Below are 25,442 nucleotides of genomic sequence, written 5' to 3' on the forward strand. Positions count from 1 at the left end.
ACATTGCAGTGGGGCGGATTTCGCCAACGGCGGCCGCCAGGCCCCTGTTCCCAGGGTAAAGGGCGGCCCGACGAAGCCCCACCTCCACCCGGGTCGGGGCCGGGGCGCCCGGACCCTCCACTGCTACACTCGGCAGCCCCGGTTTCCCCGCCCATGACCGAACTTATCGTCGTCCTCGTCCTGGTGCTGTGCAACGGCTTCTTCGCCATGTCGGAAATGGCGGTGGTCACTGCGCGCAAGAGCCGCCTGAAGGAGCTGGCGGTGGTCAGCCGCCGTGCGCGCGTGGCCAGCGAACTGGCCGAGCATCCGGAGCGCTTCCTGTCCACGGTGCAGGTGGGCATCACCCTGATCGGCATCCTGACCGGCGTGTTCGGCGGCGAGGCCATCGGCGGCATGCTCGCCGCATGGGTCGCCTCCGGCCTGCCCATGCTGGCGCCCTGGGCGCCGGCCATTGGCCTCGGCCTTGCCGTGGCGCTGATCACCGGACTCAGCCTGGTGCTCGGCGAACTGGTACCCAAGCGTTTTGCCCTGACCCGGCCGGAACGCATCGCGGTGGCCGTCGCGATCCCCATGCGCGCGCTGGCCGCCGTGGCCGCGCCGGCGGTATCCCTGCTCTCGATCGCCACCCGCGGCGTACTGCGCCTTCTGCGCGTCGAGATCGAGTCGGCGCAGAAGGTCAGCGAAGAGGAGATCCGCCTGCTGGTGGCCGAAAGCCACGAGCAGGGCGTGATCGATCTCGACGAGCGGAACATGATGAACCGGGTGCTGCGCCTGGGCGATCGCGACGCCGCCAGCCTGATGACCCCGCGCCGGCGCATCGCCTGGCTGGACGCCGCGGCCGGCGAGGAGGTCAACCTGCGGGTGATGCGGGAGACGCCGTATTCGCGCTACCCGGTGATGCGCGGCTCCGACCAGGAGGTGCTCGGCATCCTCGAGGTGAAGTCCCTGGCCGGGCGCATCGCCGGGCGCCGCCTCGACCTGTTCCGCGACCTGCGCCCGGCCCTGTTCGTCGCCGAGGGCACCCGGGCGCTGAACCTGATGGACCTGTTCCGCGAGGAAGGCTGCTCACTGGCCCTGGTGGTCGACGAGTACGGCGACATCCAGGGCATGGTCACCCTGAACGACGTGCTCGGCGCCGTGCTCGGACGGCTGCCCGGCGCCGACGATGCTCCGGATTCCGGTCATCCTGTCGTTCAGCGAGCCGATGGCAGCCTGCTCGTCGACGCCAGCCTGCCCTCGGACGAGCTGCGCGACCTGATCGGGCAATCGGTGTTGCCCGATGAGGAGGACCACGACTACCGCACCGTCGCCGGCCTGGTGATCGCCCACTTCGGGCGTATTCCCCAGCCCGGCGAGTTCTTCGACCATGGAGGCTGGCGTTTCGAGGTGGTCGACCTCGACGGCGCCCGCATCGACAAGCTGCTCCTGCAGCGACTGCCCGGTGACAGCGCCGACACACCCTGACCATGTCCCCAGCCGAACGAGAAGCCACCACCAGCGGATTGTTGGCGCAGATCAGTGCGGGCGAACGCGCTGAAGACTACCCGCCCTCCGACAAGGTCACCTTCGACGAGATCCTGGATCGCTTCGGCCGGCGCGCCTTCGGCGTGCTGGTCCTGGTCGCCACCCTGCCCGCCTTCCTGCCGCTGCCGGCGGGCGCCGGGGCGATCAGCGGGCCGCTGATCGCGGTGTTCGGCGCGCAGATGATGTTCGGCAAGCGCTACCCCTGGCTGCCGGCGCGGCTGCGTCAGCGGGGCGTGGCCCGGCGCCGCTTCCAGCGCTTTTCCGAGCGGATCGGCCCCTGGCTGCAGCGCATCGAGAAGCTGGTCAAGCCGCGGCTTGCCGGTTTCACCCAGCACATCGTCTGCCACGTCATCAGTGGCCTGCTGCTGCTCGCGCTGGGCATCCTGCTCTCGCTGCCGATCCCGCTGACCAACTATCCGCTGGCCCTGCTGGTGATCACCTACGCCGTGGCACTGATCGAACGGGATGGCGTGCTGATGATCATCGCCTGGGTGCTGGGCACCGGCGTCAGCGCCCTGTTCATCATCCTCGGCGAGGGCGCCCTCGACTGGCTGCGCGGCCTGTTCTGAGCGCCGCCAGAGCGGCGCCCCGCCCGCGCACGGCTGCCCGCGCCTGCCAGGCCCCCGTCAGCCCGCCTCGCCGGACAGCTCGCGGGCCAGCTCCGCGCTGATCCCGGGGATGCGTGCCCAGTCGATCTGGTCGATCTGCTCGGGCGGCAGGAAGCGCTTGGCATAGCGCAGGTAGACCCGCTCGCGCAGGAAGACCTCGAACAGGTCCGGATCGATGTGGTGGTCCATCTTCATCCGGCCGAGAATGCCGATCGCCTCGGACAGCTTCTTGCCGGTCTTGTACGGCCGGTCGGCAGCGGTCAGCGCCTCGAAGATGTCGGCGATGCCCATGACCCGGGCCTGCACGCTCATCTGGTCGCGGGTCAGCCCCTTCGGATACCCCTTGCCGTCCATCCGCTCGTGGTGGCCACCGGCGAACTCCGGCACCCGGGTCAGGTGGGCGGGCCAGGGCAGCGCCTCGAGCATGTCGATGGTCACCACGATGTGGTGGTTGATGATGTCGCGTTCCTTCCGGTTCAGCGTGCCGCGGCGGATGCACAGGTTCTGCGCCTCGTCCTCGGACAGGGCCGGGCGCTCCTCGCCGGCGTGGCTGGTCCAGCGCCCGTTTGCGATCTCCTTCACCCGGGCGACCTTCTCGTCCTCGAAGAACTCGCCGCCGATATTGCTGCGCCGGATCATCTCGAAGTCCTTGCCCAGCTGCCGGCAGCGCGCCTCGTATTGTTCCTGGTCGATGCGCCCCTCGATCAGGTCGATCCTGGCGTCGCGGTAGAAGACCTCCCAGCGGGTTTCCAGCAGGTGGATGCGGTCGAACAGGGTTTCCAGCTTGGTCGCCTTGTCGACCACGTGCACAGGCGTGGTGATCTTGCCGCAGTCGTGAAGCAGGCCGGCAATCTTCAGCTCGTAGCGGTCGCGCTCATTCATCCGGAAGTCGGCCAGCGGCCCGACCCGGGTGCGCTCGGTGGCCTCGGCCAGCATCATGGTCAGCACCGGCACGCGCTCGCAGTGGCCTCCGGTGTAGGGCGACTTCTCGTCGATGGCGCTGTTGATCAGGTTGATCAGCGATTCGAACAGGTTCTCCATCTGCCCGATCAGCTGCCGATTGTTCAGCGCGATGGCCGCCTGCGAGGCCAGCGACTCGACCAGCTGCTGGTCCTCGTCGGTGAACGCCCGCACCGTGCCATCCGCGCTGCGGGCATTGATCAGCTGCAGCACGCCGATCACCGCGCCGCCGTGGTTCTTCATCGGCACGGTGAGGAAGCTCTGCGAGCGGTAGCCGTTCTTCTCGTCGAATCGGCGCGTGCCGGAGAAGTCGTAGCCCTCGACCCGGTAGGCATCCTCGATGTTGACCGTCTCACCGGTCAGTGCAGCATGGGCGACGACCGTGCCCTGCACCGGCTTGCCCTCGTCGTCGTACAGCCGCACCGGCGGAAAGCTGAGCGCGCCGCCGCTGCGTCCGCCGAGGCGGTAGCCCAGCGTCTCGTTGCGGATCACCTCGAACACCAGCTGCTGGTTCTCGACCAGATACAGGGTGCCGCCGTCCGAGTTGGCAAAGCCCTGGGCCGCCTCCAGGATGCGCTCGAGCAGGGAGCGGATGTCGCGCTCCGAGGACAGCGCTCGACCGATCTCGTTGAGCGTTTCAAGGCGTCTGAGGATGTCGGTGGCCTCGGCCATGGTCTGGTGAGCCGCGGTGGAACCACGCTACAGTGCATCGGGACGGCAGCAGTTTCAATCGCAGCCCCAGGAGTCGCACTTGGATCAGGCCTCCGATCAGGACCTGCGCATCAGTGTCGCCGGCCTCGAAGTCGGCATGTTCGTCTCACGGCTCGACCGGCCGTGGATCGAAACCCCCTTTCCGTTGCACGGCCTGACCATCCAGGACACCGGGCAGCGGGACGCCCTGCGCGGCCTGTGCAGCTTCGTCTGGGTCGACCCGCTGCGCGGCAAGTCGCCCGACCCCCGCTACCTCGATCTCGCCGACCCCGGCCAGGCCAAGCGGCAGATCGACGCCTTGCGCAAGACCACCTGGGCGGTCGCGCAGGATTTCGACACCGAGGTCGAAAAAGCCACCCCGGTCTTCGACCAGCTCGAAGCCGGCCTGCGCGGCGCGCTGGACGAACTGCGCGCCGGGCGCAAGCTGGATACCGCCCGCCTGAAAGCCGGCGTCGACGCCATGGTTGACTCCATGCTGCGCAACCCCAACGCCTTCGCCTGGCTGCGCGAGATGCGCCGCAGCAGCGAGTACGACTACCTGCACGCCATGGGCAGCTCGATCTGGGCCGCCAGCTTCGGCCGCCACCTCGGCATGGAGCGCACCGAACTCGAGGAGCTGGCGCTCGGCGGCCTGCTCTGCGACGTCGGCAAGACCCGGGTTCCCGCCGAGCTGCTGGCCCAGAAGGGGCCGCTGGACGAGGAGGCGCAGAGGCTGGTCAAGCTGCACGTGCGCCACGGTCTCGAGATCCTCGGCGAGACCCCGGGCATCAGCAGCATCGTGATCGAGATGGTCGCCACCCACCACGAACGCCACGACGGCAGCGGCTATCCGCAGGGCCTGGCCGGCAACGACATCCCGATCTTCGGTCGCATCGGCGGCATCGTCGACAGCTACGACGCGATGACCAGCGAGCGCCCCTATGCCGTGAGCCTGGCCCCGCACAAGGCGGTGTCCGAGCTCTACAACCGGCGCGGCACCGCCTTCCAGCCGGAGATGGTCGAGCAGTTCATCCAGGCCTGCGGCATCTACCCGACCGGCTCCCTGGTCGAGCTGAGCGACGGCCGGGTCGGGGTGATCACCGCCGTGAACAGCCTCAAGCGCCTGCGTCCGGCCCTGATGGTCCTGCTCGATTCGGACAAGAAGCCCCTGCCGCGCTTCCAGCGCCTCGACCTCAGCGAGGTCATGCAGGACCCCGAGGGTCGGCCGCTGAACATCCGCCAGGGCCTGCCCAGCGGCGCGCACGGCATCGACCCGCACCAGCTGTTCATCGATTGAGATGGGTCATGTGCCCGTCGAGGATGCGCTGACCGGCCTGCCCAACCGGCACAGCTTTCTGGGCAGCCTGCGCCGCCTGCTGCAGATCGCCAACGACCAGCGCGGCCGCCTGGCCCTGATGATCGTCGACATCGACCGCTTCGCCCTGATCAATGCCGGCCACGGCTATGGTTTCGGCGATGAGCTGCTGCGCGAGGTCGCCCAGCGCCTGGGCCAGCTGCTGCGGCCGCAGGACGTCGCCGCGCGCATCGGCGACAACCGCTTCGCCGTGCTCCTGCCGCGGGTGATGAATCCCGGCCATGTCGAACTGGCCGCGGAGAAGCTGCAGCGCCTGATGGAGCCGCCCTTCGACATCGGCGACCACCGGATCAAGGTCGCGCTGTCCTGCGGCGTCGCCCTGTCCCCCGAGCACGCCACCCAACCCGACCACCTGTTCCGCCTCGCCGAGCGCGCGCTCGCCCAGGGCCGGCAGACCGGCCAGCGCATCCGCTTCGCTGCCGATTCCAGCAACGAGTGGGAGCTGTCCGAGCACTGGGACATCGAGGTCGAGCTGTCCGGCGCCCAGCAGCGCGACGAGCTGTCCCTGCACTACCAGCCCAAGCTCTGCGCCGGGAATCTCCGGGTCTGCGGCGCCGAGGCCCTGATGCGCTGGCACCTGCCGGGACGCGGCTTCATCCCGCCGGACCGCTTCATCCCGGTGGCCGAGCGCGGCGGCCAGATCAAGCAGCTCACCCTCTGGGCCCTGAATGTCGCCCTGCGCCAGGCCAACGCCTGGCCGCACCAGACCGAGCGCCTCGGCATCGCGGTCAACGTGCCGGCGGAAATGGTCGCCCAGGACGACCTGCCCGACCTGATCGCCAGCAGTCTCGAGCTCTGGGGGCATGAGTACGTCCAGCTCACCGTCGAGATCACCGAGCGATCCCTGCTCGCCGATCCGCAGCGCAGCTTCCGCGTGCTCTCCGAGCTGCGCGCCATGGGCGTACGCATCGCCCTCGACGACTTCGGCACCGGCTATTCCTGCCTGGCCTACTTCAAGGACATCCCCGCCGACGAACTGAAGATCGACCGCTCCTTCGTCCGCAACCTGCCCCACGACGCCGCCTCGGCCGACATCACCGCGCTGATCATCGACCTTGCCCACCGCTTCGGCATGGCCGTCGTCGCCGAGGGCGTCGAGGACCTGCCCGCCCTGGACATGCTCCGCCAGCTCGGCTGCGACGAGGTGCAGGGCTACCTCTTCGCAAAGCCGATGGGCAATCCCGAGTTCCATGACTGGCTCAAGGGCTGGACGCCCCCGGACGAGCTCAGCGCCTGACCCAACCCGCGTGGCGGTGGAACAGCATGCGGTGAACCGCGGCGCGCCCGGCGCAAGGCCGGCTCCACTCCCCGCGGCGAGACTGGGCATCCTCGCGATCCCGGCTATCGACATCCGGATGGTGGCGCACACCGCCGCAATCCGCCGGAACCAGCGCGACGCCCGGTTCGGACGCGAAGCGGACCCTCCGCAGAACCCGAATGTAGGAGCCAGCTTGCTGGCGATCATCCCTTCCGGGGCGCCTATCGCCAGCAAGCTGGCTCCTACGCGCAACGGTGCCGCAGGGTCCGGCTTGCGCCGCAAGGCAGACCTTGCCGCAGTCGGATTGTGGGAGTGCCCTTGGGCGCGACCGCAGCGCTACGGATTCACCACAGACCGGGACAGCGCGGTGACTCCGCGGTCGCGCCCGAGGGCGCTCCCACAGTCGGGCTTGGTCGCGCATCAGCGAAGCCCATAGGGTGCGGCTGGCCGCACCGATACGGGCGTTCGGACGGTACGCCCGGTGCGGCCAGCCGCACCCTATGAATGGCTTCTTGGCGCCCTCAGGCGACGCCCGCCCGATGGGCAGCGCCCGGTGCCTCTGGAATAATCGCGCCGCCCCACCGCGGGCCGCCGTGCCGCCGGGGCGTCATCCGCGAGGCAGATTCCCCACGGCGATGCACGGACGCGGCGCCTCTTCCATTCCGGAGCCGCCATGTCGCCCCTGTCCCGCCCTGCCCTTGCCGTGCTGTCCGTCCTCATCGCTGCATTCTGCAGCGGCGCGGCTAAGGCCGAATGCGCCCAGCCGCCGAGCCAGAAGGACTGGCTCGTGAAGGTCGAGCACCTCTCCACCTATCCGGTCGGCGCCGAGTGGAATACACGGTTGACCGTGCATGATGCCGGCTGTCTGGTCGTGGAGGCTCCCGCCACGCTGCGCATCGGCGGCGGACGCACGGAGTGGGAGATCCCCGCCGCGCACCTCGACGGCCTGCGTGCGGTGGTGGAGGAGGGCGGCCTGCACTCCCTGAAGGCCGACAGCATCGCCATCGAAATGAAGCGCGCCGGCGAGACCGACCTCGGCCGCCTCGGGGCCGACCACGTCACCGACGCGCCGGTCACCGTGGTCCGCTTCCGCAATCCGCAGTCCGGCCAGGTCAGCGAGCCGATCCGTGTCGAAGCCCTGCACGCCCTGACGCTTCCCAAGGCGATGATGACGCTCGGCACGGTGCAGGACATCGTCCGCATCGTGGACCAGCTCGGCCTTGCCGCCACCCGGCCCCTCCACGGGCAGCCGGCCGACCAGATCGAAGGACGTTGAACCGATGATGCGCAAGGAAGCCAAGATGCTGACTTCGAGCTGCAAGTGGGCGGTGGTGCTGATGGCCGCCGCGGTGACGGTGCCGGCGACAGCGGGCGTCTACCTCGGCCAGCGCGACCGGCCGATCCACGCCGGCTACGCTTACCAGGGCGTGGGCGGTCGTGTGGACATCCCCCTTTGTCCAAGCGAGGCACTTCACACCGCGACTCGCAACGTCGCAGCGAAGTTCAATCGTCGAAGCAATGGTCTCGGCAACATCGCCCAGTTCGGAGATCCGGAGTTCCCGCCGTCGGGGGCGTTTAGTGTTGAGAGCGTCCTGCTCCACGAACTGGGACACGCCGTTGGCCTTGGCCACCCCTCTGAGGAGGTGGTGGCTGCCGGAGGCCAGGCTCAACACACCGGCATTGCGCCGTCGAATTGGGGTATGAATGGCAGCCTAGATGCGGAGCCCGGTCCGGATGGCGTCTACGGGTCCGAAGACGATCTGCGGGGCGATGACGTCAGCCTGACCCCGTTCCCCCTTAGCGGCAACAACTCTCCGTTCGCCGTCCCTTCGATCGTGGACGACCTGGAGATGACCTCTGATCGGGCACGACGGGTGCGGCCGGGAACGTGGCCTCTTGTCCCTTGGGTGGGTGTTTCCCGACTGTTGGGGCTGCCTGACACGCAATCAGTCATGATGACCGTGGTGCCGCAGGTCACCACGCGCCTGAGTCCTGATGAGCTGACGCTTCTGAAGTGGCTTGAGTCTGGCGCGGATGGTGTCGCGTCGAGCGAGGACGACTACGATCTGTTCTTCTACGTGGTGGCGCCCTCGGCCCCTGCGAATGAGCGGCCTCCCAACTGCCTCACGGTCTCCATGGTTTCGCTTTCCTCGTCGGCGCTGGCTCAGACTCGATATCTCGTCCCCTGGCTTGAGTCCGCGGTCTACACCTGTTTCGGATCGAAGCTGTGCGTCCGCCAGTCCGCCATCGAGTTCAACACGCGATACACCTGGCACTACCCGGCGACCGACACCTCCAACGGTGAAGCGGACTACGTGCCGCTGGCGGCCCCGGACGTGGTGTTCACGGCGCCGAGTCAGATCGAGGTGAACCAGGGCGTCGCCGAGGAGGTGGCGTTTCAGGTGGCGCGGCAGGGTGGGGAGGCCTTCCCGGCCGGCACGCAGCTGAGCCTGACCCACAGCAACGGCGTGGTGTCCTGCGCGTCCTCGGAAGGCCGCTGCGCGACCCAGTTCGACCTGGGCGGCAAGACGGTGTTCAACGCCACGGTGACCGTGGACGGTGACGGTACGCCTTCGTCCGGGGCCATCTTCATCAACGTGTTCATGCCGAACCGCGACGTGGCGCGCGGCCGGATCACGGTCGTCGACCTCGCCGAAACCCTGGTTCTGGACTTCGTGCCTTCGCGAGTGCAGCTGCGAACCACCGGGCTGCCGAATATCGCCAATAGCGAGCCCTACACCACGGAGCAGTGGGTGGCGCGCCTCCGCACATCGTCTTCCAACACCCCGGTTCAGGGGGCCGTGATTCGTGGCGATATCAGCTATTCGCAGGGTCCCGGCGACCTAAACTTCTGTCGCAACACCCGTCGCCAGGGCATTGCTGACCGCGCCATCTTTCGTCGCGATGACACCACTGACGCGATGGGTGGGGCCCGTTTCGAGCTGGAGTATGGTGCGGATGGCTCGGGTGACCCGGTTCAGTACGAAGCACTATGCCGCTATCTCTATGAGCCAACCTCTGGCCCGCAGATCGAGGGCTTCATGACCATCACCACCGACCAGGTGCTGGCGAGCCTGACGCCTGACCGCACGCAGGTGACCCTGCGGACGGTCATGAACGGTCAGCAGGAGGCGTTCGCTTTCAGCACGCTGGACCAGCTGGGCCAGCCGTTGGCGCAGGGCCGCGAGCTGACTGCGAGCTGCGATGCCCCTGCGGGCAACCAGGTGCAGTTCACGCCGGTGCTGCCGGTCGCGGTGGATGGAAGCGGCGTGGCGACGCTGACGGTTGAGGCATCGACCGCCGGCGGCGAGGCGTTCGTCGATCAGGTCACCTGCTCGGTGGCCGCCGACGGCGTCAGCCGGAGCGTCACCATCGCCCCCGTGCTGCCTGCGGAGTTGGTCCTCACTCCGGCGAGCATCTTCCTCGATGCCGAGCAGCAGGTGTTCGGCGGCGAGATCGAGGTCTACGTGCGGGTGAACGACGCCTTTGGAGACGCCATGCCCGGCGTGCCGGTGATCTTGACCTGTCCCGCGCCGACCGGCCCCGACGCAGCACAGCTGGTTCCCGTCCTGCCGACCACCCGGCAAACGGAGGGCGATGGCACCGTGCGGATGTCGGCGGCCTTCGCCCACGTTGGTCGGCTGGGCCTGGCCACGCCTATCGACTGCACCGTGCGCGCCGCGCCGCAGAGCGCGCTGTTCCGGGTCGAGGGCCAGCCGTTCCGGATCTTCCTCGGCGGTTTCGAGGCGCCGTAGCGATCGGGCTGCGGTGATCGGCGTTTTGCGGTTTCGCATCCGGGTTGGGTGTGGACGGCGCTGTGGCCACGGCGCGTTTCGACAGTGCCCAGCCGAGGTGCCGGCAGTAGCAACCCGGCCGCCGCGCGGCAAGGTCAGGGAGAGGCGCCCCCGCATGCCGTCAAAGCGGCCAGGGCCGAGGGCCGGTTCGGGCGCGAAGCAGACCCTCCGCAGAACCCGAATGTAGGAGCCAGCTTGCTGGCGACCGACGCCCCGGACGGGACGATCGCCAGCAAGCTGGCTCCTACGTTCAACGGTGCCACAGGGTCCGGCTTGCGCCGCAAAGCAGACCTTGCCGCAGTAGGACTGTGGGAGTGCCCCTGGGCGCGACCGCAGCGCTACGGATTCACCACGGACCGCGGCCAGAGCGGATCTCCGCGGTCGCGCCCGAGGGCGCTCCCACAGTCGGGCTTGGTCGCGCATCAGCGAAGCCCATAGGGTGCTGCTAGCCGCACCGATACGGGCGTTCGGACGGTACGCCCGGTGCGGCTAGGCGCACCCTATGCATGTCTTCTTGGCGCCCATCTTTCGCGCCCACATTCAGGGGCTTCGATGGAACGTTGTGATCGGGATGCGCGCGGGGGCTCAGCCTTGGGCGCCGCGGATCATCAGGAAGATGGCGGCGGCCATCAGGGCCGAGGCGGGGACGGTGATGATCCAGGCGGCGACCACCTTGAGCATGATCGAACGCTTGACCAGGGCCTGCTTGTGGAAGCGGCGCAGCTCCTTGCGCTCGGGCTTGGAGATCGGCGTGAGGCCGGCCTTGCCCTGGCGCTTGAGCTCCTTGAGCATGCGCGATTTCTCCTCCCGCGAGGCGGCCTCGAAGCGGGCGAAGAAGGCCTCGACCTCGTGCTTCTCGGTCTCCTGCGCGGCGTGGTGCGCGGCGATCTCGGCAATGATCCGCTGGTAGTTGGCCTTCAGGTACTCGCGCAGGAAGCCGACGCCGAACACCGCGCCGATGGTGACGTGGGTGGTCGAGATCGGCAGACCGAGCTGCGAGGCGACGATCACCGTCAGGGTGGCGGCCATGGCGATGCACCAGGCGCGCATCGGATCGATCTCGGTGATCTCGCTGCCCACCGTGCGGATCAGCCGCGGGCCGTAGAGCGCAAGGCCCACCGACAGGCCGAGGGCACCGAGCAGCATTACCCAGGTCGGCACCGCCACCTTGCCATGCACGCCCTGACTGGTCAGGGCATCGTGGATTGCCGCGAGCGGACCGATGGCATTGGCCACGTCGTTGGATCCGTGGGCAAAGCTGAGCAGGGCGGCGGCGGCCAGCAGCGGCAGGGTGAACAGGCCATTGACCGAGTCACGGTCGTTGACCAGGCCGTGGGCGCGACGGACAACCCACATGCGGGTCCAGGCATAGGTCAGCACCGCACCGACCGCGCCCACGCCAAGGGCGGGGCCGATATCCATCTTGACCAGGGCGCCGAGGCCCTTGATGCACAGGTAGGTGACGAAGGACCAGGCCATCAGGGCCAGCAGCACCGGCACCGTCTTGCGCGCCGCCTCGACAAGATCCGTCTGGTAGGTGATCCGCTGCTTGATCACGTAGAGCAGGAGCGCGGCAATCAACCCGCCGAGCAAGGGGGACACCACCCAGCTGGCTGCGATGCTGCCCACCGTGCCCCAGTTGGCGATGTCCCAGCCCGCGGCGGCGATGCCCGAGCCGAGCACCGCGCCGACGATGGAATGGGTGGTGGAGACCGGGGCGCCGATGGCCGTGGCGAGGTTCAGCCATAGCGCAGCCGCCAGCAGGGCCGCCATCATCACCCAGACGAAGGCGCGGGCATCGTCGATGCGCGACGGGTCGATGATCCCGCCCTTGATCGTGCCGACCACCTCGCCGCCTGCGATGATCGCGCCCGCCGCCTCGAACACCGCGGCGATACCGATGGCCACCGCCAGGCTCATCGCCCGCGCGCCGACCGCCGGGCCCACGTTGTTGGCGACGTCGTTGGCACCGATGTTCATCGCCATGTAGGCGCCGAACGCGGCGGCGATCACCAGGGTGAGGCTGACGTGGCCGTACTGCCACCAGACGTAGCCGCTGGAGAGCAGCACGAAAAGCAGGGCGATGATGAGGCGTACGGGGTCGATCCGGTTGTCGGCGTCGGCAGTCATCGGGAAGGACCTGGAGGAGGGCGCGCCATGATGCCAAACCTTGGGCTCCCGAAGGATGCCCGGCCGGCCCGGATCGCGGAGCTGGCCCGCCCGCGACGCCCCGACCGCGGCCCGGCGACGCCCGCCCGGCGCCCCTCCGAGCGGCCCTGAGCATATTCTTGCGCAGTGCAGCACGGGGCCGGATTTCCTGACAGAATCGGGCTTCCCCCCGCTTCCGGAACGCGTCCGCCATGTGCTCCATCCTCGGCATCCTGTCCCTGAAGTCCGACCCGCTCGCGCTGCGCGCGCAGGCGCTGGACCTGTCGCGGCGGATGCGCCACCGCGGCCCGGACTGGTCGGGCATCTATTCCGACGAGCGCGCCATCCTTGCCCACGAGCGCCTGGCTATCGTCGGCGTCGACTCGGGCGCCCAGCCGCTGCGCACCCCGGACGAGGCCCAGGTGCTGGCGGTCAACGGCGAGATCTACAACCACCGCGCCCTGCGTGCGCGCTTCGAGGAGGGCTACGCCTTCCAGACCCACTCCGACTGCGAGACGATCCTGCCGCTGTACCGCTCCGGCAGCGACCCCGGCAGCTGGCTCAACGAGCTGGAAGGCATGTTCGCCTTCGTGCTCTGGGATGCGGCCCGCGGCGAGTGGCTGATCGCCCGCGACCCGATCGGCATCATTCCGCTCTACTTCGGCCACGACGAGCACGGCAACCTGTTCGTCGCCTCCGAGCTGAAGGCGCTGGCGCCGGTCTGCGTCGACGCCCGCGAGTTCCCGCCCGGGCACTACTGGCGCAGCGAGCAGGCCGAGCCGGTGCGCTACTACACGCCGGGCTGGCGCGAGTACGGCGCGGTCGCCGGCAACGATGCCGACCGCACCACCCTGCGCCGGGCGCTGGAGTCGGCGGTGAAGAGCCACATGATGAGTGACGTGCCCTACGGCGTGCTGCTCTCCGGCGGGCTGGACTCCTCCCTGGTCGCGGCGATCGCCAAGAAGTACGCCGCACGCCGCGTCGAGGAGGACGAGAAGACCGAGGCCTGGTGGCCGCAGCTGCACAGCTTCGCCATCGGCCTTGAAGGCTCGCCCGACCTGAAGGCGGCGCAGCAGGTGGCCAACCACATCGGCACCGTGCACCACACGCTCACCTTCACCATCCAGGAGGGCCTGGACGCGCTCTCCGACGTGATCCACCACCTCGAGACCTATGACGTCACCACGGTGCGTGCCTCGACGCCGATGTACCTGATGGCGCGGCGGATCCGCGCCATGGGCATCAAGATGGTGCTCTCGGGCGAGGGCTCGGACGAGCTGTTCGGCGGCTATCTGTATTTCCACAAGGCTCCGGACGCCCGCGCCCTGCACGAGGAGACGGTGCGCAAGCTCGACAAGCTGCACCTGTTCGACTGCCTGCGCGCCAATAAGGCGATGTCGGCCTGGGGCGTCGAGGCCCGCGTGCCCTTCCTCGACCGGAGCTTCATCGACGTGGCGATGAACCTCGACCCGGAAGTGAAACTGAGCGGCAAGCAGCGCGGCCGGATCGAGAAGCAGTTCCTGCGCGAGAGCTTTGCCGGCTACCTGCCGGATGCCGTGCTCTGGCGGCAGAAGGAGCAGTTCAGCGACGGCGTCGGCTACTCCTGGATCGACTCGCTGAAGGCCCACGCCGAGGCCCAGGTCAGCGACCAGCAGCTGCAGAGCGCGAAGTTCCGCTTTCCCTACAACACGCCGCAGACCAAGGAAGCCTACTTCTATCGCGAGCTGTTCCACCGCCACTTCCCGCAGAGCTGGGCCGCCGAGTGCGTGCCGGGTGGGCCAAGCGTGGCCTGCTCGACGGCGGCGGCGCTGGAGTGGGATCCGAGCCTGAAGAACATCGTCGATCCCTCGGGCCGCTCGGTGCAGGCAGTGCACAACGAGGCCTACGCCGACAGCGGCAACGGCTAGGGTTTATCACGACTCCGGGGGCGGGCTCCCGCGCGCTAGACTCGGTCGGAGCCGTGTTGACGGACCTCCTGTTGAGCCAACCCCGCCGCCAGCGTCCGCCGGTTACCTCCCGCCGATCGTGCGGCACGCGGCGTCGCGTCGCCCTCGCCTTCGTCGCCGGAATCGCCTGCAGCCTCTGCGCCCTGGCCGGCGCCACCGGGCTTCCGGCCTTCGACCTGGTCGGCGACGAGACCGCCATTCCCGATGCGGTGGCGGGATCGCTGGCGCAGGACGCCGACGGCAGGCTGTGGATCGGCAGCAGTGGGGGCCTGATCAGCTTCGACGGCTACCAGTTCCGTCGCATCGTCCGGGAGCCCGGAGATCCGAATGCACTTCCCGGCAGCGTGATCCGCTCGCTGCTCGCCCTCTCCGATGGACGCATCGCCGTGGGCACCGATCGCCACGGCCTCGGGCTTCTCGATACGGACAGCGGACGCTTCCAGCGCCCGGCCGGAACAGCGATCTCCGGGTCGATCTACGCGCTGGCCGAAGGACCCGCAGGCCAGCTCTGGGTGGGCAGCCAGGGAGACGGCATCTCGCGACTGGACCTGCACAGCGGAACGCTGGACAGCGTGCCGATGACCGGGCTGCCGAGCCAGGAAGTCAACGCCTTGCTGGTGGATCGGGTCGGAGACCTGTGGATCGGGCATGACCTCGGCCTGGCCCGGCGCAGCGCCGCGGACGGCAGCTATGTCTCCATCCCGCTGCCGGTGCATTCCACGGCGGCGGGTCGCTCGCGGGTCTATGCCCTGACCCAGGCCGATGACGGAACCCTCTGGGCCGGCACCCATCATGGCGAAGTACTGCGCGTCGATCCGACGTCCATGGTCGCAACCAACGTCGATGCCAGCGACCAGGCAAGGGTCGGCGGTGCGGAATCGGTCTTCGTCCTGCGACAGATGCCCAGCGGGGAGATCTGGGTGGGGCGCGCCAGCGGGCTCGAGCTGCGGGCACCCTCGGGACAGCTGCTTGCCCGCGTCGACGACCCGCGGATCGTCGACGTGCGGGCGATCATGCTCGATCGCTCCGGCCTGCTCTGGCTGACCGGTTTCGGCACCGGGCTGCTCCGGCACTTCCCCGCCCAGGATGCGGTGCGCGTCGTGTCACGGCTCGGCACGGGCCGCGACGAATCGGATGCCAACATCGCCGCAGTCCTTGAAACGCTGGACGGCGAGGTCTGGCTGGCGATCCGGCGCAGTCGTCTGGTGGTGCTGGATCAGAAGTTCGATCCCCTGCCTGCGCCGGCTTTCGAGCCGGCGGATCTCGCCTCGCGCGTGCTGCGCTCCCTGACCGCGCTGGAACAGGCCGCTCCCGACGAGTTCTGGCTGGGAAGCAGGGACGGGCTGTTCCGCGCCCTGCGCGAGGCACCGGGCGTGTTCCGGCTGAGCGCCGTACCCGGCGTGGCGACGCCGTACGTGCGCGTGGTTCGCAAGGTGGGCGATGAGGTCTGGGCGGGCACTGACGATGGCGCGTTCAGGGTCCACCGCGAAAGCCTTGAAGCCACCCGCATCCGAGCCGCCGGGGCCGCACTCACCGGCGATGTCAACGCCATCGCGCTGGACGCTGACGGCCGGGTGCTGGTCGGCGGGCGAAACGGCCTGTTCAGTTCGCAGGAAGCGGGGGCTCACGCGGAGCGGATTGGGCTGGTGGCCGGCGGCGGACAGCAGCCCTCCGTGGTGGGCATGCTGGTCGACCGCTCGGGCGGGATCTGGGTGGACACCAGCGAAGGCCTGCTCCACGGCACCCGTCATGGGAATGACCTCCAGTTCCAGCCCCTGAACGCGCGACTGGGCCTGTCCGCGGAGTCGCTGGGGGCCAACGTGCTGGATGATGGCGCGGGCAGGATCTGGACGCCCCAGTACGTCATCGACCCCGGCTCGAACACGGTCTATCCACTGAGCGCGGCCGACGGCGTGCGCTTCGGGACCAGCTGGTTCCGCGCCTATGCGCGGCGCGCGAACGGGGACTTCCTGTTCGGCGGCAGCAAGGGTCTGCTGGTGATCAAGCCGGATCAGTTCAGGCCCTGGTCGTTCCAGCCGCCGGTGATCGCCACCGACGTGTGGATCGACGGCCTCCCCCGCGCTATGCAGGGCGACACGCTGCGGCTGAACCCTGCGGATCGCGGCTTCAGCATCCAGTTCGCGGCACTGGACCTGTCCGACCCCGGCTCGCTGCGCTATCGCTATCGGCTGCATGGCTACGAGACCGCCTGGCGTCCGGCGTTGCCTGACAGCCGGATCGCCGCCTACAGCAATCTCTGGCCCGGGGCCTATCGCCTGGAGGTGGAAGGCACCAACCGGATTGGCGCCTGGTCGGGCAATCGCCTGGAGCTGCCGGTCGAGATCCGTCCCAGCTTCTGGCAGACCGGCTGGTTCGCCACCTTCGCCCTGCTGAGCTTCGGCGGCAGCGTCCTGCTCTTCATCAGGCTGCGCACGCGGATGGTCCAGCGGCGGGCCGACCGGCTGAAGCGCATGGTCGAGGGCAGAACCCGGGAGCTGAAACTCGCCAAGGACTCGGCCGAAGAGGCGCTCGTGGAGCTCCGGCTCACCCAGCGCCGGCTGGTCGACAGCGAGCACCTGGCCTCGCTCGGGCGGCTGGTCGCCGGGGTCTCGCATGAGGTCAACACCCCGATCGGGGTGGCGCTGACCGCCGCCTCCCACCTGGTGGCGGTGTCCCGGGAAGTGGATGGGAAGGCCGACTCGGGCCAGCTGCGGCGTTCCGATTTCGAGGAATGGCGCGAGGACATCCGGGAGGGGGCCAGCCTGATCTGCGGCAGCCTCGAGCGCGCCAGCAAGCTGATTGCCAGCTTCAAGCAGGTCGCCGCCGACCAGTCCAGCGAGCAGCGCCGCCGGATGGATCTGGCCCGCACGCTGGAGGAGATCCGCACCGCCATGCAGCCGGCGTATCGGCTTGGCGAGCATCGGGTGCGGATCGACTGTCCGGAAGGGATCGTGATGGACAGCTATCCCGGCGCCCTGTTCCAGATCGTGTCCAATCTGGTGATGAACTCGGTGATCCACGGCTTCGCATCCCGCCAGCGCGGGGAGATGCGGATCACCGCCCGGCAGTCCGGCGACCGCGTGGAACTGACGTTCCGCGACAACGGACACGGCATGTCGGACGATGTCGCCGCCCACGCCTTCGAGCCGTTCTTCTCCACCCGTCTCGGCCAGGGCGGATCGGGCCTCGGCCTGCATCTTGTCCATAACCTGACCTGCCACGTACTCGGCGGCGAGGTGCAGCTGGAGAGCCCGCCGGACGGCGGCACGGGATTCCACTTCCTGCTGCCGCTGGTCGCGCCGGAGATCGGCCGCGAGGCCTGAGCCGCGCCTGCCGCGCAGGAACCTCGGCCCTGGCGACCCGAGCCCGGAGCCCGGGCACGACCGGGCCGCACGGTCGGCCGGTCAGGCGGCCGCCAGCCGGGCCGGTCGCGCCAGCAGGTAAATCCCGAAGGCGGCCTCGATTGCGCCGCCGGCCCAGGCCCCGGTGGATGGCGATGCCCCAGTGGCCGCCAACAGCCAACCCGCCGCGCCCAGGGCGGCGCCGAGCACCAGGTATCCACGCCGCCCATACAGCGTGTGGAAGCAGAGGTAGCGGCCGCCGATCAGCAGCAGCATGGCCGGGAAGAACCACTCCGGCCGGACCAGGAAGGCGGCATAGGCCAGCGGCAGGCAGAGCAGCATCCATGCCGTGCTCGCCAGGGCCAGCGAGGTCAGCGGATTGCCCGTCGACTGCGCGCCGGGCCGCCCCAGCAGCCTGCAGCCGAGCATCCCCAGCGGATGGATCAGCATGCCGCCGACGAAGAGGGCGATCACCCCTGCCTGCGGCGAGTGGTAGAGGGCGAAGCCGCCGGCCACCAGCCAGACGATGGCCGAGGCGAGCACGCCCGGCCCGCCCTCCATGAAACCGTGGCGCATATCCTGCTGCGCCGCCGCAAGGCTTGTGTCCGCATCCATTCCGCACTTCCCGCTGTGTCGACAGGGGCGCCACGCTAGCAGACTGCCCCTCGGCGCAGAAGCTGCAAAAACGGAACCCGGCCGAAGCCGGGTTCCGAGGTTTGACGCTCAGTGCAGGGTGATGCTCAGAACTGCAGACTCCAGGCATCGATGTAGCCGGTATCGGCCCGCGCGCGATCGCGGACGCGAAGCTTCCAGGTGCCATTGGCGGTTTCGCTGGACGCATTCACCGTGTAGGTCTGGTTGATGTTGTCCGCGCTACCGCCGCTGCGGTTGTGCAGGTTGTAGACGCTGCCGTCCGGGGCAATCAGGTCGACGATGAGGTCGCCGATGTAGGTGTGGACGATGTTGACCCCCACCTTCAGATTGCTCGGTGCGTTGCCGCTGCGCCCGCTGACCGTGATCGAGCTGGTCACGCCGGTGCTGTTGTTGTCCGGGATCGACACGTTCGAGGTGTTCTCGAAATACGTCGCCCCGCCACCGCCGCCACCCGCGGTGTAGCTGCCGGTCAGGCTGACGCCCGAGAACGCCGAGTAGCCGCGGACCATCACGTGGTAGGTGCCGGCCTGCGGACTGGCCACCGGGCAGCTCTCGTTGTTGCCGCCGGCGTAGGGACGGCAGTCCCAGGTGCCGGTGGTCGGGGCCGAACCGAAACGCACGTAGAGGTCGGCGTCACCGCTGCCGCCGGCAATCGCGATGTTCAGATTGCTGGCGCCGGCAGGCACGTCGAGGGTGTAGCGCAGTTCGGTGCCCGAGCTGCCCGACAGGCCGGTGACCGGCACGCCGTTCTGCAGCACGTTGCCGCCACCGCCGCCGCCCGATTGGGTGGTGGCCGAGGCGATGCTGCTGTAGCTGCTGGTGTTGCCGGCGCCGTCATAGGCCCGCACGCGGTAGCGGTAGGTGGTCGACGCAGTCAGCCCGGAATCGCTGTAGCTGGTCGAGGCGGTGGTGCCGATCTGGGCGAAGTTCGTGCACGAGGACCCGGTGCAACGCTCGACGCGATAGCCGGCAAGACCGGAGCCACCGGTGTCGGTCGAGGCCGACCAGGTGAGGCCGATCGCACTGCTGCTGCTCGCCGTCGCGCTGAAGTTGGACGGCGTGCTGGGCGGGGTGGTGTCACCGCCGCCACCGCCGCCCGGGCGATAGCCGTTCAGCGTCGAGACGCCCGAACTGGTCGGGTCGAGCCAGTTGGACAGCCGCGAGCTGCTGCTGCCGCCGCCGGTCCAGGACACCGAGAGGCGGCCGTAGTAGTCGGACAGGTTGTTGCCGCAGGCGGCCGAACCGCCATGCAGCTGGCCGACCAGACGCTTGTTCTGGTCCCACAGGCCGGAGCCCGAGGAACCGCCCTCGGTGGTGCCCTGGTCCCAGTCGATGACGCGCCAGTGGGTGGTACCGCTGCCGCCGCCGTAGCCGCTGACGACCAGGGCGTCGTTCTCGACTGCAATGCGCTTCTCGTGGCCGGCCGGATGGTGGATACCCACCGCCGAAGACGGCGTGCTGCCGCTGCGGTCCCAGCCGGAGAAGTAGGGATTGGCGGCGCCCGGCACCGCGGTGTTCAGCTCGATCAGGGTGAAGTCGCTGGCCGAGTTGGTCGCGCGCAGGGTGGCGCCGGACTGGCTGTGGCTGGCGATGCTGCGCGAGAGCGGCGTACCGCTGGACGAGGAGCCCGGGGTGCGGCAGGTGCTGCTCTGGTAGTTCCAGTAGACGACGATGCTGCTGACCACCGTCTGCGTGCTCATGCAGTGGTTGGCGGTCAGGAAGTAAGGCGTGGTGGAACTCGAGGTATTGCCCAGCAGGGTGCCGGTGCAGACATAGCTGCTGCTGCCCTGGCTGAAGGTGTAGTGGCCGACGGCATCGATCTGGTCGCGCCAGGCATCGCCCGCCGGGCAGGCGGTGTCGACATTGCACGAGCCCGACTTCTGGCCCGGCTCGATGGCCTCCCAGAGGCCGCGGTAGCCGTGGGTCACGCTGGACAGGGCCAGCTCGACCTCGCCGCGTTTGGCTGCGGGCACGCGCAGCTCGAAGCTTGCGCGCTCGCCGAGCACGTAGGGCGAGGCATAGGCGGTGCCGGTGATGTCCTTGGACTCGATGCGGCGCTCATTGTCCGCACCTTCGCCGCTGATGGTCAGGCTGGCGCCGAGCGGAAGCTGCAGGCGCTCGAAGTGGAAATCCAGCGTCTTGGCCGCAGGCGAGACCACCTCCCAGCGCCACACCGCGATGTCGCCCTCCTCGCTCCACTGGCCGAAGCCCTTGTCGCCGAGTCGGTACTGGCTGGCAGGAATCGCCACGCCATAGCGGAACGGGCCCCCGACCCGCTTGCTGTCCTCCATCTCCAGCTTGGCCAGGTCCGGCGCCGGCAGAAGGGTGGCCTGACCCAGCGCGAAACCGGTCTCCCCGGGCGCGGCCTTGGCGGCCGCCAACGTCGACATCCCCAACAGCATCGCCGCAGCCAGCGGCGCGATGACTACTCGCATGTACGGTCTCTCCTAAGCATGGCCTTGGCGGGTCGATGGACAGGAACCGCCTTCAGCTCAAAGGCAAAAGTATCGATTTACCTACGACCCGGGCAGGCATGCGTGGCGCACGGAATCGCTGGCAGTGGAACGCCGCCTGGCAGACGACGCGGCGGGCCTTCGTGGCCATCCCGCTCCCCCGAGCGCTCCACGCTGCCGGGCAATGACCAGGCCTGGACGCACGCGGCATCCGGACCGGGAACGGGAGCCCCGCCGCCTCCCCTACAGGCCGCGGGACGACTCGAAGTTAGCAACCGTTCAGGTTCCGGTCAATCTTGCCCTGCACCAAAATGGAAAGGGCCTGCCCCGGAGGGGCTCTGCCCGGAGCAACCCCCCTTCGCGACCACTCACCGCGGTCGATCCTCACAACATATCGATTCACCCAGCGCCCGGGTATCGATGGATCGCCATGTGTAATGTGAAGATCGCGGTTTGACCCTTCACGTGTTGACACTATAGGCTCGGGCAAGCGTTCCGAGGGCCGAGTGCCGTCGCGTCGCATCGCGGAGCCGGCTGTCACGCGGAGCACTGGCCGGCTCCATACAGGGGAATCCGCGGAGACCGGAGTGACTTCGGTGCTGCCTGCACCGCGCTCACGTGCTGCATCACTGGCAGGTGCCGGACCATGTATCGCTGCGCCGACGGCGCACACCTGCCCTCCCCTCCCGGATTCGACCGCCGCGGCCCTTCCCGGCGGATCAAGGAGTCTTGCCATGCACCCGAACCTGCTGCTCAAGCCCAGCGTCCTGCTCACGCTGATCCTCGGCGCCGTCCTGCTCTGTTCCACCCAAGTCGCGCGCGCGGGCCCGGCCGCGGCCGAGAAACCTGCCGAACTCGACGAAGCAACCTGGCAGTCGCTGAAGGGCGCGGTCGCCAAGGCGATCAGCCAGGAGGCACGTCTCGCCGTTTCCTCGGTGCTCGGCGCGGATGGCGCGGACCGCGACCAGCTCGGCTGGGCCATCGCCCTTGACGGCGACACCGCGCTGGTGGGCGCACGAGGGGACGATGTCGGCCGCGACGCGAACCAGGGATCGGCCTATGTGTTCAGCCGCAGCGGCGGCACCTGGAGCCTGCAGGCCAAGCTGACCGCCGACGACGGTGCGTCAGGGGACTTCTTCGGCGCCGCCGTGGCCCTTGAAGGGGACACCGCGCTGATCGGTGCCCAGAGGGCCGTGATTGGCGGCAACGACCGCCAGGGCGCGGCCTATGTATTCACCCGCAGCGGCGGCAGCTGGAGCCAGCAGGCCAAGCTGTCGGCCAGCGACGGAGCCTCCTTCCACCAGTTCGGCACGTCCGTGGCGCTGGACGGCGACACCGCACTCGTCGGCGCTGATGGGCAGTTCATCGGCACTTTCGGCGGCGGCGCGTACGTGTTCACCCGCAGCGGGGCCATGTGGTCGCAGACGGCGCTACTGCAGTCCAACGACCTGATCACCTCGGACCGGTTTGGCAACGCCGTGGCGCTGGAGGGCGACACGGCGCTGGTCGGTGCCCCGGAGAAAGACGAGGGTGCCAATCCCAGGCAGGGCGCTGCCTATGTCTTCGCCCGCGATGGCGGCGGCGCGTGGTCGCAGGCGCAGAAGCTGCTCAGCAGCGCGTCCGCCGCCAGTGACAACTTCGGCGCCGCAGTCGCGCTGTCCGGCGACACCGCCCTGATCGGCGCCTGGGGCGCCCCTGACGGCTCGGCCACGAACGGCGCCGCGGTCGTCTTCACCCGCAGCGCCGGCATCTGGAGCGAGCAGGCGCTGCTTACCTCCAGCAACAGCGGCAGCAGCGACCGGTTCGGCTGGTCGGTGGCGCTGGAAGGCGATACCGCGGTGATCGGTGCCTATCGGCACAACGACGAGCAGGGCGCGGCCTACGTGTTCACCCGCAGCGGCGCCAGCTGGTCCGAGCAGGCGCAGCTGGGCGCCAGCGACGGCGATGCGGACGACTTCTTCGGCTATTCGGTTGCCCTCTCCGGCGGGAGCCTCGCGGTCGGTGCGCGTGACTTTGGCCCTGGCAACTTTGAAGATGTCCAGCAGGGCGCGGGTTTCGTGTTCACCGGCAGCGGCGCCAGCTGGACCGAGGAGTCCGCGCTCACGGCCGGCCTCGGCCCGGGCTCAGCTCAGCTGGGCTTTTCGGTCGCCCTCGAGGGTGACCTGGCCCTGGTCGGCCTGCCCAACGATGACAGCCCCGGCAACAAAGAGCAGGGTTCGGCCCTACTGTTCGGCCGTGACAGCGGCGGCTGGACCCAGCTGGCCCGGCTCACTGCCCTGGACGGGGGGCGAAAGGACTACTTCGGCCACTCGGTGGCCCTGTTCGGCAACACCGCCCTGATCGGCGCCTACGGTCACGATGCGCCCGGCAACGGCCAGGGCGCGGTCTATGTATTCACCGGCAGCGGCAGCAGCTGGTCCCAGCAGGCCAAACTGATCGCAGACGATGGCAGCAGCGGCGACAATTTCGGCTGGTCGGTGGCGCTGGCCGGGGACACCGCCGTGATTGGCGCCCATCTGGATGACACCTCCTCTCCCAATGCAGGCTCGGCCTATGTGTTCGCCCGGAGTGCCGGAGTCTGGACCCAGCAGGTCAAACTCGGGGCACCCAGTGGCGACGCCGGCCTGGACGAGCAATTCGGCTACTCGGTGGCGATCGACGGCGACACGATCCTGGTGGCTGCGAACCGGGACACGGTGTCGGCCATGTCACCCTCGATCAAGGTTTCGCCTGACCCGAACCCGGCGTCAAAAGGATTCGGCTGCACGCCGGGCAGCTTCAACCAGGGCGCGGTCTACGTGTTCACCGGCAGCGGCACCAGCTGGACCCAGCAGGCCAAGCTGAGCGGCAGCGACAGCGGCTCGTCCGACCACTTTGGCGAGTCCGTCGCGCTGCAGGGGGACTACGCCATCGTCGGCGCGCCCCGGCACTGCGTGGCCAGCGGGCCCCACGAGGCCGCGGGCGCCGCCTATGTCTTCCTGCGCAGCAACGGCAGCTGGACCGAGCAGGCCAAGCTGGTCGCCAGCGACGCCGCGCTCGAAGACCACCTCGGCCATTCGGTTGCGATCTCCGGGCTGACGGCCCTGGTCGGGGCCGTCCAGGCGGATCCTTCTGCCACGGATCAGGGCGCGGCCTATGCCTTCACCCGCAGCGGCAGCAGCTGGAGCCAGCAGGGCAAGCTGGTCGCCAGCGATGGCGCGGCCGAAGACCGGTTCGGCGTTGCGGTGGCGATCGACGGCGGCAATGCCCTGATCGGCGCCCATCAGGCCGGAGGGACCAAGCCCTTCGGCAATCCCGAGGAGGGCGCGGCCTATATCTTCAATGGCATCCTCAATGCGCCCGGCGCGCCGATCATCGGCACCGCCAGCCGCGCCCCGGCATCGGCCACGGTGAGCTTCGGCGCGCCGCTGAGCGACGGCAATAGCGCCATCACCGGCTACACGGCGACCAGCGAGCCGGGCGGATTCAGCAGCAGCGGCTGCACCGCCTCGCCCTGCACGGTCTCCGGGCTGAGCGACAGCACCGCCTACACCTTCACCGTGACCGCAACCAACGCGCTGGGCACCGGCCCGGCCTCGGCGCCCTCGAACAGCCTGGCCCCGAACCAGCCGCCCTCGATCAGCCTGCCGGCCAGCATCGAGATGCTGGAGGACGGCAGCGGCAGCGTCGCCTTCACCCTCAGCGATGACTACACCCCGACGGCGGAACTCAGCGTGGAGGTATCCGGCGACAACGCCGGGCTGATCACCGATGCGGCCCTCAGCGCGGGGCTCGGCGGCAGCGGCGCCAACCGCAGCCTGGCCTTCAACCCGATAGCGGATGCGAGCGGCAGCGCGCTGGTCACGGTCACCGTCACCGACAGCATGCGCGGCGCGATCGAGGCCGAACTGGCGCTGAGCGTGCTACCGGTCAACGACCCGCCGAGCGCACAGTTCGGGCCCAGTCAGGTCTGGCCGGCCGGCGAATCCGGCGAGAAGCAGGCCGCGAGCTTCGCCAGCGCCCTGTTCGCCGGCGCGGCCAACGAAGCCGCGCAGAGCGTGAGTATCGAGCTGGCCGTCGACAGCCCCCCGGACGGGGTACTGCTACCGGGCAGCGTCGACCTCGAACCCAACGGCACCCTGCGCTATACGCTCACCGGCAACCCGGGCGTCGCGCGCCTGCTGCTGCAGGCGGTCGACAATGGCGGCACCGACAATGGCGGCCGTGATCGCGGCGATCTGGTGACCCGACGCATCATCGTCGGCGAGGCCATCGACCTCAGCGTCTCGATCCGTCGCGAGCAGCCGACCACCAAGCACCTCGCCGAGGCGCTGGCCAAGGGTGGCTCGCTGGCGAGCTACGCCATCGAGGTGCGCAACCTCGGCAACCTCGACGCCAGCGACGTGCGGCTGCGCATCAGCCCGATCATCGGACTGAACAACGTGTTATGGAGCTGCGACCTGCCCTGCACCCCGCCGAACGGCAGCGGGACGGTCGACACTACGCTCAACCTCGGCGCCGGCGGCACGCTGCAGCTGAGCCTCAGCGGCTCGATCGACAACAGCCTGCCCTTCGTCGAGATCAGCGCGCAGGCCACCCTGCCCCCGGGGGTCAATGCGGTGTTCCGCGACGACGACCGCCGCGTGCTGATCGAATCCACCGGCGGCACCGGCATCTTCAAGAACGGCCTGGAGTAGCTCGCCTCACAGCCC

Annotated in this window: 13 protein-coding genes; 9 read left to right on the forward strand and 4 right to left on the reverse strand. The window is 69.0% G+C overall.

What is annotated here, in order from left to right; genetic code table 11:
- Nucleotides 1–153: 153 nt before the first annotated feature.
- Together M0G41_RS11735 and M0G41_RS11740 are read left to right on the forward strand one after the other, a co-directional pair.
- Complete coding sequence (locus M0G41_RS11735; protein WP_248209398.1) at nucleotides 154–1,464, forward strand: hemolysin family protein; 1,311 nt, start codon at nucleotides 154–156, stop codon at nucleotides 1,462–1,464.
- 2 nt (nucleotides 1,465–1,466) lie between these two features.
- Nucleotides 1,467–2,093, forward strand: coding sequence for an exopolysaccharide biosynthesis protein (locus M0G41_RS11740; RefSeq protein ID WP_248209399.1), 627 nt, complete (start codon nucleotides 1,467–1,469; stop codon nucleotides 2,091–2,093).
- 57 nt (nucleotides 2,094–2,150) lie between these two features.
- Here M0G41_RS11740 and M0G41_RS11745 read toward each other — a convergent pair whose 3' ends face one another.
- A complete protein-coding gene (locus tag M0G41_RS11745) occupies nucleotides 2,151–3,764 on the reverse strand; it encodes an HD family phosphohydrolase (protein ID WP_248209401.1) in 1,614 nt (537 codons plus the stop codon).
- A gap of 79 nt (nucleotides 3,765–3,843) precedes the next feature.
- Here M0G41_RS11745 and M0G41_RS11750 point away from each other — a divergent pair, with 79 nt between their 5' ends.
- The 4 genes from M0G41_RS11750 to M0G41_RS11765 all read left to right on the forward strand — a co-directional run bounded on the left by M0G41_RS11750 (nucleotide 3,844) and on the right by M0G41_RS11765 (nucleotide 10,170).
- Nucleotides 3,844–5,079 carry a cyclic di-GMP phosphodiesterase gene (locus tag M0G41_RS11750; protein ID WP_248209403.1) on the forward strand — a complete coding sequence of 412 codons (1,236 nt, stop codon included), beginning with the start codon at nucleotides 3,844–3,846 and terminating at the stop codon, nucleotides 5,077–5,079.
- Between the two features lies 1 nt (nucleotide 5,080).
- On the forward strand, nucleotides 5,081–6,394 hold the full coding sequence (locus tag M0G41_RS11755) for a putative bifunctional diguanylate cyclase/phosphodiesterase (RefSeq protein WP_248209404.1): 1,314 nt from the start codon (nucleotides 5,081–5,083) through the stop codon (nucleotides 6,392–6,394).
- Nucleotides 6,395–7,088: 694 nt separating this feature from the next.
- On the forward strand, nucleotides 7,089–7,691 hold the full coding sequence (locus tag M0G41_RS11760) for a hypothetical protein (protein WP_248209405.1): 603 nt from the start codon (nucleotides 7,089–7,091) through the stop codon (nucleotides 7,689–7,691).
- Nucleotides 7,692–7,695: 4 nt separating this feature from the next.
- Entirely contained in the window at nucleotides 7,696–10,170 is a 2,475-nt protein-coding gene (locus M0G41_RS11765; RefSeq protein WP_248209407.1) for a M10 family metallopeptidase domain-containing protein, read from the forward strand.
- Between the two features lie 624 nt (nucleotides 10,171–10,794).
- Here the strand turns inward: M0G41_RS11765 and M0G41_RS11770 are convergent.
- Nucleotides 10,795–12,339 carry an inorganic phosphate transporter gene (locus M0G41_RS11770; protein WP_248209409.1) on the reverse strand — a complete coding sequence of 515 codons (1,545 nt, stop codon included), beginning with the start codon at nucleotides 12,337–12,339 and terminating at the stop codon, nucleotides 10,795–10,797.
- Between the two features lie 230 nt (nucleotides 12,340–12,569).
- Between M0G41_RS11770 and asnB the strand changes: the two genes are divergently transcribed.
- Nucleotides 12,570–14,264, forward strand: a complete 1,695-nt coding sequence (gene asnB / locus M0G41_RS11775) for an asparagine synthase B (protein WP_248209411.1) — start codon at nucleotides 12,570–12,572, stop codon at nucleotides 14,262–14,264.
- 71 nt (nucleotides 14,265–14,335) lie between these two features.
- Complete coding sequence (locus M0G41_RS11780; protein ID WP_248209413.1) at nucleotides 14,336–17,626, forward strand: sensor histidine kinase; 3,291 nt, start codon at nucleotides 14,336–14,338, stop codon at nucleotides 17,624–17,626.
- 81 nt (nucleotides 17,627–17,707) lie between these two features.
- Here M0G41_RS11780 and M0G41_RS11785 read toward each other — a convergent pair whose 3' ends face one another.
- Both M0G41_RS11785 and M0G41_RS11790 read right to left on the reverse strand, forming a co-directional pair.
- Complete coding sequence (locus M0G41_RS11785; protein WP_248209414.1) at nucleotides 17,708–18,259, reverse strand: DUF7010 family protein; 552 nt, start codon at nucleotides 18,257–18,259, stop codon at nucleotides 17,708–17,710.
- A 125-nt stretch (nucleotides 18,260–18,384) separates the two neighbouring features.
- Complete coding sequence (locus M0G41_RS11790; RefSeq protein ID WP_248209415.1) at nucleotides 18,385–20,733, reverse strand: proprotein convertase P-domain-containing protein; 2,349 nt, start codon at nucleotides 20,731–20,733, stop codon at nucleotides 18,385–18,387.
- A gap of 752 nt (nucleotides 20,734–21,485) precedes the next feature.
- Here M0G41_RS11790 and M0G41_RS11795 point away from each other — a divergent pair.
- A complete protein-coding gene (locus M0G41_RS11795) occupies nucleotides 21,486–25,427 on the forward strand; it encodes a fibronectin type III domain-containing protein (protein WP_248209416.1) in 3,942 nt (1,313 codons plus the stop codon).
- Nucleotides 25,428–25,442 lie beyond the last annotated feature (15 nt).

Source organism: Pseudomarimonas salicorniae (assembly GCF_023156535.1).
GTDB classification, from domain to species: Bacteria; Pseudomonadota; Gammaproteobacteria; order Xanthomonadales; family Xanthomonadaceae; genus Pseudomarimonas; species Pseudomarimonas salicorniae.

What these genes read in the sequence shown, in the direction of transcription:
- M0G41_RS11735 (WP_248209398.1), top strand. Translation starts at nt 154, where the DNA reads ATGACCGAACTTATCGTCGTCCTCGTCCTGGTGCTGTGCAACGGCTTC.
- M0G41_RS11765 (WP_248209407.1), top strand. Translation starts at nt 7,696, where the DNA reads ATGATGCGCAAGGAAGCCAAGATGCTGACTTCGAGCTGCAAGTGGGCG.
- asnB (WP_248209411.1), top strand. Translation starts at nt 12,570, where the DNA reads ATGTGCTCCATCCTCGGCATCCTGTCCCTGAAGTCCGACCCGCTCGCG.
- M0G41_RS11760 (WP_248209405.1), top strand. Translation starts at nt 7,089, where the DNA reads ATGTCGCCCCTGTCCCGCCCTGCCCTTGCCGTGCTGTCCGTCCTCATC.
- M0G41_RS11770 (WP_248209409.1), bottom strand. Translation starts at nt 12,339, where the DNA reads ATGACTGCCGACGCCGACAACCGGATCGACCCCGTACGCCTCATCATC.
- M0G41_RS11785 (WP_248209414.1), bottom strand. Translation starts at nt 18,259, where the DNA reads ATGGATGCGGACACAAGCCTTGCGGCGGCGCAGCAGGATATGCGCCAC.
- M0G41_RS11755 (WP_248209404.1), top strand. Translation starts at nt 5,081, where the DNA reads ATGGGTCATGTGCCCGTCGAGGATGCGCTGACCGGCCTGCCCAACCGG.
- M0G41_RS11795 (WP_248209416.1), top strand. Translation starts at nt 21,486, where the DNA reads ATGCACCCGAACCTGCTGCTCAAGCCCAGCGTCCTGCTCACGCTGATC.
- M0G41_RS11740 (WP_248209399.1), top strand. Translation starts at nt 1,467, where the DNA reads ATGTCCCCAGCCGAACGAGAAGCCACCACCAGCGGATTGTTGGCGCAG.
- M0G41_RS11745 (WP_248209401.1), bottom strand. Translation starts at nt 3,764, where the DNA reads ATGGCCGAGGCCACCGACATCCTCAGACGCCTTGAAACGCTCAACGAG.
- M0G41_RS11790 (WP_248209415.1), bottom strand. Translation starts at nt 20,733, where the DNA reads ATGCGAGTAGTCATCGCGCCGCTGGCTGCGGCGATGCTGTTGGGGATG.